The 13361-nt window shown below is 72.6% G+C and carries 10 protein-coding genes and 2 pseudogenes; 5 read left to right on the top strand and 7 right to left on the bottom strand.

The genetic code is table 11. The features are described from left to right. Positions 1-44: 44 nt before the first annotated feature. The 6 genes and pseudogenes from ACLQ3F_RS01025 to ACLQ3F_RS01000 form a co-directional block, all read right to left on the bottom strand. Positions 45-1466 carry a phosphatidate cytidylyltransferase gene (locus ACLQ3F_RS01025; protein ID WP_425845151.1) on the bottom strand — a complete coding sequence of 474 codons (1422 nt, stop codon included), beginning with the start codon at positions 1464-1466 and terminating at the stop codon, positions 45-47. A 456-nt stretch (positions 1467-1922) separates the two neighbouring features. Further along, a complete protein-coding gene (gene frr / locus ACLQ3F_RS01020) occupies positions 1923-2480 on the bottom strand; it encodes a ribosome recycling factor (protein WP_088946658.1) in 558 nt (185 codons plus the stop codon). An 84-nt stretch (positions 2481-2564) separates the two neighbouring features. Beyond that, entirely contained in the window at positions 2565-3332 is a 768-nt protein-coding gene (gene pyrH / locus ACLQ3F_RS01015) for a UMP kinase (RefSeq protein ID WP_030335195.1), read from the bottom strand. Positions 3333-3493: 161 nt separating this feature from the next. Continuing rightward, positions 3494-4321, bottom strand: a complete 828-nt coding sequence (gene tsf, locus ACLQ3F_RS01010; RefSeq protein WP_091400300.1) for a translation elongation factor Ts — start codon at positions 4319-4321, stop codon at positions 3494-3496. 134 nt (positions 4322-4455) lie between these two features. Next, positions 4456-5355, bottom strand: coding sequence for a 30S ribosomal protein S2 (rpsB, locus tag ACLQ3F_RS01005; protein ID WP_357205559.1), 900 nt, complete (start codon positions 5353-5355; stop codon positions 4456-4458). Between the two features lie 275 nt (positions 5356-5630). Next, positions 5631-6732 (bottom strand): annotated as a pseudogene (locus ACLQ3F_RS01000) (hypothetical protein). 166 nt (positions 6733-6898) lie between these two features. On the opposite strand from ACLQ3F_RS01000, the gene ACLQ3F_RS00995 reads away from it, so the two are divergent. From ACLQ3F_RS00995 to ACLQ3F_RS00975, 5 genes are all read left to right on the top strand, one after another. After that, on the top strand, positions 6899-7258 hold the full coding sequence (locus tag ACLQ3F_RS00995) for a YraN family protein (RefSeq protein ID WP_355005226.1): 360 nt from the start codon (positions 6899-6901) through the stop codon (positions 7256-7258). Between the two features lie 30 nt (positions 7259-7288). Further along, positions 7289-8809, top strand: coding sequence for a YifB family Mg chelatase-like AAA ATPase (locus tag ACLQ3F_RS00990; RefSeq protein ID WP_425845148.1), 1521 nt, complete (start codon positions 7289-7291; stop codon positions 8807-8809). After that, the gene (gene dprA, locus ACLQ3F_RS00985) at positions 8806-10023 is read left to right on the top strand and encodes a DNA-processing protein DprA (protein ID WP_425845145.1); all 1218 of its coding nucleotides are present in this window, start codon (positions 8806-8808) and stop codon (positions 10021-10023) included. The genes ACLQ3F_RS00990 and dprA overlap by 4 nt, the downstream gene beginning before the upstream one ends. Positions 10024-10389: 366 nt before the next feature. Next, entirely contained in the window at positions 10390-11376 is a 987-nt protein-coding gene (locus tag ACLQ3F_RS00980; protein WP_425845142.1) for a tyrosine recombinase XerC, read from the top strand. Positions 11377-11452: 76 nt separating this feature from the next. After that, a complete protein-coding gene (locus tag ACLQ3F_RS00975; protein ID WP_425845139.1) occupies positions 11453-12634 on the top strand; it encodes an aminotransferase class V-fold PLP-dependent enzyme in 1182 nt (393 codons plus the stop codon). 62 nt (positions 12635-12696) lie between these two features. Here the strand turns inward: ACLQ3F_RS00975 and ACLQ3F_RS00970 are convergent. Next, positions 12697-13284, bottom strand: a pseudogene (locus ACLQ3F_RS00970) (murein hydrolase activator EnvC family protein); the annotation flags it as partial. Positions 13285-13361: the final 77 nt, after the last annotated feature.

Genomic DNA, 13361 nt, shown 5'->3' with positions numbered 1-13361 from the left:
CGCGACCGCCGGAGCCGGATGACCGGGACGCCGTGATTCATACCTCAGCTCACCACCGGCACGAAAACCGCCAACAGCAGGTAGGCCGTCGGCACCGCGAACAGGATCGAGTCCAGCCGGTCCATCAGACCGCCGTGGCCGGGCAGCAGGTTGCTCATGTCCTTCACGCCGAGATCCCGCTTGATCATCGACTCGGCCAGGTCGCCGAGGACCGCCGCGCAGGAGACGGCCACCCCGAACAGCGCGCCCCACCAGGGGGCCACCTCGAACATCAGCCACAGCAGCAACGCGCCACCCAGGGCCGCCGCGGTGACCGAGCCGGCGAAGCCCTCCCAGGACTTCTTCGGGCTGATCGACGGGGCCATCGGGTGTTTGCCGAAGGAGACCCCGGCCGCGTACCCACCGGTGTCAGAGAGGACCACCCCGATCAGCGTGGCCAGGATGCGCAGTCGCCCATCGTCGGGGGCCGCCGCCAGCAACGCCGCGAAACCGGCGAGGAACGGCACGTAGACGGCGATCAGGGTGGCCGCCGTGAGATCCCGCTGGAAACCGGCGGGCCCGTCACCCAACCGCCAGATCATGGTGCCCAGCACGGTGACCAGCAGCCCCAGGCTGAGCGCGTCCGGGCCGGCGTACCAGGCCAGACCCACCGTCAACACGCCGCCGGCGATCAGTGGCACCAGCGGAGGGTGCGCGCCGCTGCGTCGTACCGCGCGGGCCATCTCCCAGGTGCCGATGGCGACCGCGGCGGCGATCACCGGCAGGAAGGCCAACGGATAGAAGGCCAGCGGCACCACGATCAACGCGCCGAGGCCGAGCCCGACCCCGATCGCCGCGGGCAGGTTGCGCCCCGCCCGCCCGGTGCCCACCTGCTGGGTGGCCGGTCGGTCGAGGCTGGCCCGACGTCGCCCCTTCGACCGTCGACCGGTCGTTGGCTCCGGCTCGACAACCGGCTCCGGATCCGGCCCGATCTCGGCCCCGATGGGCGCCAGTTGCGTGGTCGGGTAATCGGCGTCGTCGTCATGACGGAACGGCCCGTCGAACGGTCCCGGGCCACCGTACCGGCCGGGCTCGTCGAAAGGCGGGAGACCGCCGCGGGTAGGCGCACCGTCCGCACCGGCGGGCGCGCGGTCGCCGTAGCGCTCACCGCGGCCCCGGTCGTCGTACCGGTCGGGCTGGTTGCGGTCGTCGACGTGCCGGTCGCGGTCGTCGAAACGGTCGTGCCGGTCCCGGTCGTCGAAACGGTCGTCCGGGCGGACCGGGCGGCCACCCTCGTCGTACGGGTCCGCGGGCCACGGTTCGGCGGACGGCCGGGCGTGCGGATCGGCGTACAGCTCAGGGCCGGCGGCCGGACGGCGGCTCCACTGGCCGGCCTCCAGGTCCTGGTCCGGCCAGGGCAGCGCCACCGGGCGCTCCGGCCGGTCCCAGCCGCGAGGCTCGCTGCCGTAGGGGTCGGGGTGGGACATCACGCACCGCGAAGCGGCACGAGAACCACCACATGACGCAAGACCACAAGCATCCCCTACACGTGCGATGTTCCTCCGATTGACCGCCCCGACGGTCGGTCGATCCCCGGTGTTCACCACCCGGTGGCCGGGAATCCTGCCGAGCCTACTGCACACGCCGGATCGGCACGGCGGACGAGGCACGCCCACCGACGCCACCCGGCGCCGCCGGCCCGCCGGCCAGCGACGCACACCCATCCGGTACGGCAGACAGCTGGCAATCCGCAGCCGTCGATCCGACTCGTCCGGTGCGCGATTGATTACTGAGCGAACCCACCCTGCGTGGTCCGCTGGTGCCGCGCGCTGGACACTGGCGAGCAGTTCGCCGAGAGCACCAGGACCGTCGGGATCCCCCTGCTGACCCAGGAATGGAACGAGGCCCGTTCCCGACGTCGGGAACGGGCCTCGGAGCATGGGTCACACCTCGAGCAGCTCGGTTTCCTTGTGCTTCACCAGGTCGTCGATGCTGGCCACGTACCGCTGGGTCAGGTCGTCGAGTTCCTTCTCGGCGCGGCGGCCGTCGTCCTCGCCGGCCTCGCCGTCCTTGACGATCCGGTCCAGCTCTTCCTTGCCACGGCGGCGGACGTTGCGGATCGCCACCTTGGCCTCCTCGCCCTTGTGCCGAGCCACCTTGATCATGTCGCGGCGGCGTTCCTCGGTCATCTGCGGGAGCAGGATGCGCAGCTGGTTGCCCTCGTTGTTCGGGTTCACCCCGAGGTCCGAGTCGCGGATCGCCTTCTCCATCGCATTGATCTGCGAGTTGTCGTACGGCTTGATGATGGCCATCCGCGGCTCGGGGACCGCGATGGACGCCATCTGCGTCAGCGGCGTGGGCGTGCCGTAGTAGTCGATGATGACCTTGGAGAACATGGCGGCGTTGGCGCGACCGGTACGGATGGCGCCGAACTCCTCCTTGGCGTGCTCAACCGCACGCTCCATCTTCTCCTCGGCCTCGAGGAGGGTGTCGTCGATCACCGGTCTCCTCGCCTCCTTCTGTGCTCGTGGTGGGCTCTGCTGAAAGTCGTCAGACCGCTGTCGTCGTCGCCGATGGGGCGGGACTCAGGCGGTGATCAGGGTGCCGATCTTGTCGCCACCCACCGCGCGGATGATGGTGTCGTCACCCTGCGCGCCAAAGACCAGCATCGGCAGGCCGTTCTCCATGCAGAGGCTGAACGCCGCCGCGTCGGCCACCCGCAGGTTGCGGCGCAGCACCTCGGAGAAGGTGATCGAGTCGAGCTTACTGGCGGTGGGGTCGATCCGCGGGTCGGCGGTGTAGACGCCGTCCACGCCGTTCTTGCTCATCAGCACCACGTCGGCCCGGATCTCCAGCGCCCGCTGGGCGGCCACCGTGTCGGTGGAGAAGTACGGCATCCCGGCGCCGGCGCCGAAGATGACCACGCGGCCCTTCTCCAGGTGCCGGATGGCCCGCAGCGGGATGTACGGCTCGGCGACCTGGGCCATCGTGATGGCGCTCTGCACCCGGGTCTCGATGCCCTCCTTCTCCAGGAAGTCCTGGAGCGCGAGGCAGTTCATCACCGTGCCGAGCATGCCCATGTAGTCGGCGCGGGCCCGGTCCATCCCACGCTTCTGCAGCTCCGCGCCGCGGAAGAAGTTGCCTCCGCCGACCACCACGGAGACCTGCACGCCGCGGCGGACCACTGTGGCGATCTGCCGGGCGATGGCCTGGACGACGTCCGGGTCGACGCCGATCGCGCCGCCACCGAAGACCTCACCGGAGAGCTTCAGTACCACCCGGCGGGCGCGCCCCGGCGGCGGTGCCGTCGGATCGTCCAGCTCCAGCGTCCGGTCACTCACAACCTGCGTCATCCGCCCCGCCCTTCCCCACGCGCACGCCCCGTGCGGCGCGTACCGCGAACCTGCCGCTGCCGACCCTATGTGACGAGGAGGCCGCGGTGCCTGTCACGTACACCGGCGGCCTCCTCGTTGACGTCTTCTGCCCACGGGCGCGCGTGGCGCCCGGTGGCGGCTCAGGCCTGGCCGACCTCGAACCGCACGAAGCGGGTGACCTCGATGCCGGCCTCGGCCAGCAGCTGCTTCACCGACTTCTTGTTGTCGGAGACGGACGACTGCTCGATCAGGACGAAGTCCTTGAAGAAGGAGTTGACCCGACCCTCGATGATCTTCGGCAGGGCCGCCTCGGGCTTGTTCTCCTCGCGGGCGGTCTGCTCGGCGATGCGCCGCTCGGACTCGACGACCTCGGCCGGAACCTCGTCCCGGGTGAGGTACTTCGGCCGCATCGCGGCGATCTGCATCGCCACACCACGGGCGTCGGCGTCGCCGGCCTCGTCGGTCTTGCCGGTGTACGACACCAGCACGCCGACGGCCGGAGGCAGGTCCTGGGCCTTGCGGTGCAGGTAGACGGCGGTGGTGCCCTCGACCCGGGCGAACCGGTTGAGCACCAGCTTCTCGCCGATCTTGGCGGACTGCTCCTGGATCAGGTCCGCGATGACCTTGCCGTCGAGCTCGGAGGCGAGCAGCTCCTCGGCGGAGTTCACGCCGGCGCGCTCACCGTGCTCGACCAGCTGCTGGCCCAGCGCGATGAACGACTCGGTCTTGGCGACGAAGTCGGTCTCGCAGTTGAGCTCGAGCAGCGCCTTGCCGGAGTGGGCGACCAGGCCGTTCGCGGCCGTACGGCCGGCCCGCTTGCCGACGTCCTTGGCGCCCTTGACGCGCAGGATCTCGACGGCCTTGTCGAAGTCGCCCTCGGCCTCGGTCAGCGCCTTCTTGCTGTCCATCATGCCGGCGCCGGTGAGGTCGCGGAGCTTCTTGACGTCCGCGGCGGTGATTTGGGACATGGCTCTCTCTTCGATGTTGAGACGGCGTGTGGATGGTCAGAGGTGCCGGTTACCCGGATCCGGGCCGATAGTGCCCGGCGTACCGTCGCTGCCCGCCGTCCGCGAAAACGGACGGCGGGGCAGCGACGGTGCGATCACTCCGCGGTGGCGGCCGCCGGCTGCTCGGTGGCGGCCTGCGCGGGCTGCTCCGGGGTGGCGGGCTGCTCGGTGGCGGCAGCGGCGGGCTGCTCGGCCGGGGCGGCCTCGTCGGCCTTCTTCGGCTCCAGCAGCTCGCGCTCCCACTCGGTCAGCGGCTCGTCGCTTGCGACACCCTCGGGCTTCTCGTCGTTGCCCCGGCGACGGCCGGAACGCGCGATCAGACCATCCGCGACGGCGGCGGCGACGACCTTGGTCAGCAGCTCCGCCGAGCGGATCGCGTCGTCGTTACCCGGGATCGGGAAGTCGACCTCGTCCGGGTCACAGTTGGTGTCCAGCACCGCGATCACCGGGATGCCCAGCTTGCGGGCCTCGTCGACGGCGATGTGCTCCTTCTTGGTGTCGACGATCCACACCGCGGCGGGAAGCTTCTGCATGTCCCGCAGGCCACCGAGGGTGCGGGTCAGCTTGATCTTCTCGCGGGAGAGCTGCAGGGTCTCCTTCTTGGTGTAACCGGCGGCGGTGCCGCTGAGGTCGCCCAGGCCCTCCAGCTCCTTCATCCGCTGGAGCCGCTTGTAAACGGTCTGGAAGTTGGTCAGCATGCCACCGAGCCAGCGGTGGTTGACGTACGGCTGGCCGACCCGGGTCGCCTGCTCGGCAATCGCCTCCTGGGCCTGCTTCTTGGTGCCGACGAACAGGATGCTGCCGCCCTCGGCGACGGTCCCACGCACGAACTCGTACGCCTTCTCGATGTACTCGAGGGTCTGGCGCAGGTCGATGATGTAGATGCCGTTGCGCTCGGTCATGATGAAGCGCTTCATCTTCGGGTTCCAGCGCCGGGTCTGGTGCCCGAAGTGGACACCGCTCTCCAGCAGCTGACGCATGGTCACGACGGCCATGGTTGGGGTACTCCTCAAGGTCCCTGGTTGTCACGCCCGGCCGGTGGCCGGGCGTCCTGGTGCCTGGTCGCCGACCCATGGTGGACCCGATCAAGATCGGGACCAGGGAGGCCGTCGCTCCACGACGATTCGTGAAGAGGGCACGCGAGGTCGACCGCACGAGGCGGTCGCCAGTTGGCCAGTGTACGCCCCTCACCCGTTCAGCCGCCCCGGGGTGCGCGTGGCGTGCTGCTCCGCCGCCCCGCCGCTCTCTCGCGCGAGTTACGCGGGCCGGGTCAGCCGGCGGCGAGCGCGGCGGCCACGAAGAGCACCAGGCCGACGGTCAGGTAGGCCGTCGGTGGGCGCAGCCAGCCCCGACCGTTGTCGGCGAGCGCCAGACCTCCGGTTCGTAGCCCGTACAGCCCGGTCGCGAGGATCGGCAGTCCGGCAACCAGGGCGATACCCACCACCACGTTCCCGGCGTCCACCGGGTCGCCGGTCACGCCAGCGAGCAGCACCCGCAACGCGGGGACCTCGAAGACCAACACCAACAGGGCGAAGAGTACGGCCAGCACCGGTCGTCTGGTCCGATAGACGCCGTCGGCGGCCGGCGGATACACCGATGGCTCACCTGCGGGCAGGTCGGGTCGCGGGCCGATCCCGGGCATCGGGCCGGTCGGCATCTCCAGCGGGTGCGGCGTGTCGACGCCACCCCGGGTCGGCTCGATGATCGGGTACCCACCGAGCGGAGCGGGACGAGCCTGGTCAGCGAGCACGCCGGCCGGCGCTGTCGACGTGCTGTCGCGGGTGGTCTCCGGCACTGCGCTGGTCACCGGGGACCCCGCCGTGGTCGTCTCTCGGGCGGCTCGACGTCCGGGTAGCTCCCCGGAGGTCTCCGACGGGTCCCGGTCCGCCCGCCGCGACCGGGTGGCCCGGTAACCGTCCGCCTCCGGCCGCGCCACACCCAACGGGTCGACCGCGCCGAAACGCCCCGAATCAGCCTCGCTCCCGCCGAACCGACCGGTCTGAGCGTCCAGGGCACCAAAGCGAGAAGAGTCCGGCTCGGGCGTACCGAAGCGGCCCACGTCCACCGCGCTCAGGCGACCCGAATCCGACTCCGGCGTACCGAAGCGGCTCTCGTCGACGGTGCCGAAGCGTCCCGAGTCCGGCTCGCGGCGGCGGCCGACGCCGGTGTCCTCGACGGAGCGGCCGTCTTCAGCGCCACGCGGCTCGGGGATCTCACCGTCCCGGTACCGCGGTTCGCCCGCGCCACGCCAATCCGACTCGCCGTAACCGCGACCCCGCTCGTCGGGGTACCAGCGCGACTCCTGATCTTCCGGGAAACTCCGTCGTCCGTCCACGTCAGGCACCGTATGCGACCGGCCACGCCCGCGCCATTTCAACCCCGCCGAACGGGCCCTCGATCGTCGGGGCAGCGCAGACACGGGTGGCTCCGTAGCACAGCGCGGGCATGATCGTCCGACTGTCCACAGCACCCCTGTTGTCCACAGGTGGGCTGCTGCCGGGTCGCGGCGACCACCCTCCGGCGGGCACCGTGCCGGCCATGACGAAGCGGAACCAGGCGGTTGGCGCGTACGGCGAGCAGTGTGCGGCCCGGCACCTGACCGAGGCGGGGCTGCGCCCGATCGCCCGAAACTGGCGCTGCCCGGCCGGGGAGATCGACATCATCGCGTGGGACGGGCCCGTGCTCGCCTTCTGCGAGGTGAAGACCCGCCGGGGTGAGGGCTTCGGCACCCCGGCCGAGGCGGTCGTACCGGCCAAGGCCCGCCGGCTGCGAGGGCTCGCCGCGCGGTGGCTGACCGAGACCGGCACGACCGCCGAGGAGGTGCGCTTCGACGTGCTGTCGGTGCGGCTGCCCGACGCCGGTCCGGCGCAGGTCGACCACCTCAAGGGCGCGTTCTGACATGCCTACCCGGAGGATCGGTGATGTGCCGTGAGCTACGCCAAGGTGCTCTGCGTGGGATTGGTCGGCGTGACCGGACACCTCGTCGAGGTGGAGGCCGACCTGGCCGCCGGCCTGCCGGCGGTGGTGATCTCCGGGCTGCCGGACACCGCCCTGCACGAGGCCCGCGACCGGGTCCGCGCCGCCGTGGTCAACTCCGGCCAGCGCTGGCCCAACCGGCGGATCACCCTCAACCTGCTGCCCGCCACGCTGCCGAAGTTCGGGTCGGCCTTCGATCTGGCCATCGCCGCAGCGCTGCTGGGCGGCTCGGGTGAGTTGCCGCTGCTCCCGCTGGAGGGAGTGGTGGTCCTCGGCGAGTTGGGGCTCGACGGGACGGTCCGGCCGGTGCGCGGCGTACTCCCGATGGTCGCCGCCGCAGCCCAGGCCGGCGTCGCGCGGGTGATCGTCCCGGTCGGCAACGCCGCCGAGGCCGCCGTCATCCCCGGCGTACGGGTGCGAGCGGTGGACAACCTGCACCGGCTCGTCGCCTTCGTTCGGGACGGGACCCCGCTGATCGAACCACCGGCGGACATCCCGGAGCCGCTGAGCGGTGGGCCGGATCTCGCCGACGTCGCCGGGCAGCAGCTGGGTCGGCGCGCCCTGGAGGTCGCCGCGGCCGGTGGGCACCACGTGGCACTGCTCGGCCCACCGGGGGCCGGCAAGACGATGCTCGCCGAACGGCTGCCGTCGATCCTGCCCGAACTGGACGACGACGCGGCGCTGGAGGTCACCGCGCTGCACTCGGTCGCCGGGCTGCTGCCGCCGGGTGGTCGGCTGCTGCGTCGCCCGCCGTTCCAGGCGCCGCACCACACCGCGACCATTCCGTCGTTGGTCGGGGGTGGCTCGGGGCTGGCCCGACCCGGCGCGGTGTCGCTGGCGCATCGCGGGGTGCTCTTCCTGGATGAGGCTCCCGAGTTCAGCAAGGGTGCGCTGGAGGCGCTGCGCCAGCCGCTGGAGCACGGCCGCATCCAGCTGAGCCGCAGCGGGGGTGGCACCGTCTATCCGGCCCGGACCCAGCTGGTGCTGGCTGCCAACCCGTGTCCGTGCGCGAAACCGGCTGGCGACGCGCACTGCGAGTGTTCGCCGCTGGCTCGCCGCCGCTACCTGGGAAGGCTCTCCGGGCCGCTGCTCGACCGGATCGACGTCCAGGTGCGGCTGATGCCGGTGCGGGCGGCCGAACTGATGGCGACCGACGGCGGTGTCGAGCCATCGGCGACGGTTGCTGCCCGGGTGGCGGCGGCCCGGCAGGCGGCGGCCAGCCGCTGGGCAGACCTCGGCCGACGGCTCAACGCCGAGGTGGAAGGGCCGCACCTGCGCCGACCGCCGTGGCGGCTGCCGGCCCGGGTAACAGTGGAGCTGCGGGGCCGGCTCGACTCCGGCTCGCTGTCGGCGCGCGGCTTCGACCGGGTGGTCCGGATGGCCTGGACCATCGCCGACCTCGACGGCCGCGACCGACCTGACCAGGACGACGTCCGGGAGGCGCTTCAACTACGGACGGGGGAGGCGGCATGAGCGCCGAGGAGGAACGACGGCTGGCCCGGGTCGCCCTGACCTGGTTGGCGGAGCCGGGCACGCGCGCTGTGCATCACCTGGTCGACCGGCACGGTCCGGTGGAAACCCTGGAACTGCTGCTCGACGGGGGCAGTCCGGACGGCTGGCTGCACACCACTGTCGCCGCACGCTCGGCGGCGGGCGACGCGCGGGCAGTGGCCGTGGAGGCCCTAAAGCGGGCGGACCGACTGGGTGCCCGCCTGGTCACGCCGGACGACGAGGAGTGGCCGGCTCAGGTCGCCAGCCTGGCCGCGTTGCGACTGCCGGACGTCAGCCGCCGGGTGGACGCTGAGACCGCCCCGCCGCTGTGCTTCTGGGTGCGCGGGAGCTGGCCGCTCGGCGAGGCTCTGGATCGTTCGGTGGCCGTGGTCGGGGCGCGGGCGGCCACCGGATACGGGCAGCACGTCGCGACCGAGCTGGGGTACGGCTTGGCGGAGCGGGACTGGACAATAGTGTCCGGTGGCGCGTTCGGCATCGACGCCGCCGCCCACCGGGGCGCACTCACCGCTGGCGGTCTGACCGTCGCGGTGCTCGCCTGCGGGCTCGACCGTCCGTACCCGATGGGCAACGCCGCGCTCTTCGACCGGATCGCCGAGACGGGGCTGCTGGTCAGCGAGTGGCCGCCCGGTGCCGAGCCGCTGCGGCCCCGGTTCCTGATCCGCAACCGGGTGATCGCCGCAGGCACCCGGGGCACCGTCGTGGTGGAGGCGTCGGCGCGCAGTGGCGCGACGCAGACCGCGCGGCGAGCCGTCCACGCCAATCGGGTGGCCATGGTGGTGCCGGGGCCGGTGACCTCGGCGATGTCCGTCGGCGCGCACGAGTTCCTGCGCGAGTTCCCCGACAAGGTCCGGCTGGTCACCGGGGTGGCGCACGTGTTGGAGGAGGTGGGTCGGATCGGTGCGGACCTGGCCCCGCTGGCGCGTGGACCGCAGCGGGCCACCGACGCGTTGGACGACGACGCGCGGTCGCTGCTGGAGGCGCTGCCCCGCCGTGGCGCGATGGGCGTGGACCGGCTCTCCGCGCGCGCCGGCGTCGACCTACGGACCGCGTTGCGCAAGCTGTCGCTGCTGGAGGAACTGTCCATGGTGGTCCGGCGTGACGACGGCTACGCCCTCGCCGCACCCGCCAGACAGCAGCGTGCGGCGGCGGAGACGTCCGGTCGGCCTGTCGCCTGAAGGGGTGCGTCACCGCAACCTGGCCGGCGTGGTCGTCCGGATACCCGCGCCCTCTCGCGGTCGGGATCCCGGCCAGCCTCTCGCCGTCGGGATCCCGACCAGCCGACGCTGCCGGTACCGTGCCCGCTCATGGGTGCAATCAAGCCGTGGCACATCAGCGTGCTCTTCTGTCTCGTCGTGACCGCCGTGCTCGTTGTCGGCCTGGTCGTGTTGCTGAGCAAGAGGAACAACCGCCGCTAGTCGGGGGTGGACGCCGGCAGCGTCGTGTGCGGTGGCGACCCCGGACCGGCCGTAGGCTGGTGCCGTGTCAGCCGTCAGTGAGGGTGCCGGGGCCGAGGAACCGGCCGGCACGTCGGCGCGGCCACGATGAGCCGACCGGACCGGGGCACCCGGGCCATGCACCAGGCACTCCCGCCAGCGTTGCGCGACGCTGTCGACGACTTCGCCGAGCACCTGTCCCGGGTTCGTAACCGCTCGGCGCACACCGTCCGCGCGTACGTCACCGATCTGGTCTCGCTGCTCGACCACGCCGTCCGGATGGGCTGCGTCGACCTCGCCGAGCTGGACCTGTCGGTGCTGCGCAGCTGGCTGGCGCGGCAGCGCACCACGGGTGCGGCCCGCACGTCGTTGGCCCGGCGGGCCGCGTCAGCGCGGGCATTCAGCGCCTGGGCACACCGGGCCGGCCTGCTCCCCGCCGACGTGGGCGCCGCGCTGGCCAGCCCTCGCGCGCACCGGGATCTGCCCAGCGTGCTGCGCGCCGATCAGGCCGCCGCTCTGGTCGAGGCGCCGTCCCGGCAGGCACCTCCCCCGAACCCGCCAGCGGAGTCGGGCCCGAGCGACGCCGCCGACGCGGTTCCGCTCCGGGACCGGGTGCTGTTGGAGCTGCTCTACGCCACCGGCGTACGGGTCAGCGAGGCCTGCGGGTTGGACGTCGGGGACGTCGACCACGGCCGACGGGTGATCCGGGTGTTCGGCAAGGGCGGGCGGGAGCGCTCGGTGCCGTACGGGGTGCCCGCCCAGCGGGCGTTGGACGACTGGCTGCGCCGGGGCCGCCCGGTGATGGTGGGCGCCCGCTCCGGCGACGCGCTGCTGCTGGGTGCCCGGGGTGGTCGGCTCAACCCGACGACCGCGCGTCAGATCGTCGGTGCGTACGCCGAGGCCGCCGGGCTGCCCCCGACCAGCCCGCACGACCTGCGCCACTCCGCTGCCACCCACCTCCTGGAGGGTGGCGCGGACCTGCGCGCAGTGCAGGAGCTGCTCGGCCACTCGTCGCTGGCGAGCACGCAGATCTACACCCACGTCTCGGTCGAGCGGCTGCGTACCGCCTACCGGCAGGCGCACCCGCGCGCCTGATCAAGGGCCGGAGAGCACGCACGCCCGCCCTGATCAAGGGCCGCAGGCGCGCAAGCGTGGCGGTTACGATCATCAGGTGAGCGTCCCGAATCCTCCTGAGCCGATCCCGGGCGCCCGCCTGCTCTTCTCCCTGGACCCGGCGGTCAGCCACCTCAACCATGGCTCGTTCGGCGCGGTGCCGATCAACGTGCAGCGCGCCCAGCAGCGGCTGCGCGACGAGATGGAGGCGAACCCGCTGCGCTTCTTCACCCAGGGGCTGGTGGACCGGATCGCGCACACCCGCCGGCACCTCGCCGGGTTCCTGGGCGCCGACCCGGACGGCAGCGCCCTGGTGGGCAACACCACCACCGGCGTCGCAGTGGTGCTCCAGTCGATTGATCTCAAGGCCGGCGACGAGGTGCTGAGCACCGACCACGAGTACGGGGCGGTAAGCCTGGCGATCCAGCGCGAGTGCCGCCGCACCGGCGCGGTCAGCCGAGTCCTGCCGATCCCCCTGGCCGCCACCGACGAGCAGATCGTGCAGAGCATCCGCGCCGGCCTGCGCCCAGGGCGGACCCGGTTGCTCGTCGTCGACCAGCTCACCTCGGCCACCGCGAAGCTCTTTCCGACCGCCGCCGTCGTCGGGGTGGCCCGCGAACACGGCGTGCCGGTCCTGGTGGACGCCGCGCACGCCCCGGGCATGCTGCCCATTTCGGTGGCCGGCATCGGCGCGGACTTCTGGGTGGGCAACCTGCACAAGTGGGCGTTCGCACCCCGTGGGACCGCCCTGCTGGCTGTGGCACCGCAGTGGCGGGACCGGATCGAGCCGCTGGTGGTGTCCTGGGAGCAGGAGTCGGGTTTCCCGGCCCGGCTCGAGTGGCAGGCCACGCTCGACTACACGTCCTGGCTGGCCGCCCCGGCGGGCCTGTTCACGATGCGCAGTCTCGGCGTCGACCGGGTGCGGGCCCACAACGCGGCGCTCGCCGCGTACGGCCAGCGGGTGGTGGGGGACGCCCTGGGGGTGGCTCCCGCCGATCTGCCCGACCCAGGCGGGCCGGGGGTGGCTCTGCGCCTCATCCCGCTGCCGGCCGGCACTGGCACCACGATCGACGCGGCGCGGGCGTTGCAGGCGCGGATCGGTGAGCGGCTCGCCGCCGAGGTGGCGGTGATGAGCTGGAACGGCCGGGGGTGGCTGCGGCTCACCGGCCAGGTCTACAACACCACCGACGAGTACGAACGGCTGGCCGCACGGCTGCCGGCACTGCTCGCCCAGCGCTGACGGATCGCATCGGGGAGCAGACGCTGCTCCGGACGGCCGGGAGCCGACACCCGGGCCGGGCCGACCGGGAGCAGGCGCACCGGGCCGAGGCCGAGCAGGGCCAGCGGGTCGAGATACTCCTCGCCCCGGCGCAGGCCCCAGTGCAGGCACGCCTCGGCCGGGCACCCCGGATGCCCGGGCAGCAGCTCACCCAGCGGCGCGCCGGCGGTGACCGGCTGGCCGGGGCGTACACCGGGTTGGACCGGCTCGTGGGTGGTCCGCAGCCCGTCAGCGTGCCCCACGGTGACCACCGGTCGACCGGCCACCAGACCGGCGAAGAGCACGGTGCCCGGCCCGGCGCTCCGCACCACCGCTGCGGCGGGAGCGGCCAGGTCGACGCCGCGATGGCCGGGCAGCCACGGTCGCGGCGGCGGGTCGAACCGGCGCACGGGACGAGGCGGCCCGTCAAGCGGCCACCGGAACCGCCCGGCGGGCGTCGGGGCGACGATCGGCTCCCCCAGGGCCGCGACCGGCACGGTCGGGGTCGGGGGTTGGCCGGGCACCGCCGCCACCAGCACCGCCAGCCCGCAGAGCTGGACGGTCAGCGCGAGCGGGAGCGCGGCGCAGAGCAGCACAGTGCGGCGGATCGAACGGACGGACGGCTGTCGCATGACGGCAGCCTCCGGCCGACGCCGGGTCGTCCGCCAGCCCGGCCGACGAGGCTGTGGACAACCGGAGGCGCTGTGGA

Origin of the sequence: Micromonospora sp. DT15 (genome assembly GCF_049841475.1) — a bacterium.
In the GTDB taxonomy this organism is placed as follows: domain Bacteria; phylum Actinomycetota; class Actinomycetes; order Mycobacteriales; family Micromonosporaceae; genus Micromonospora.
This window is presented reverse-complemented; position numbering and strand designations above follow the sequence as displayed.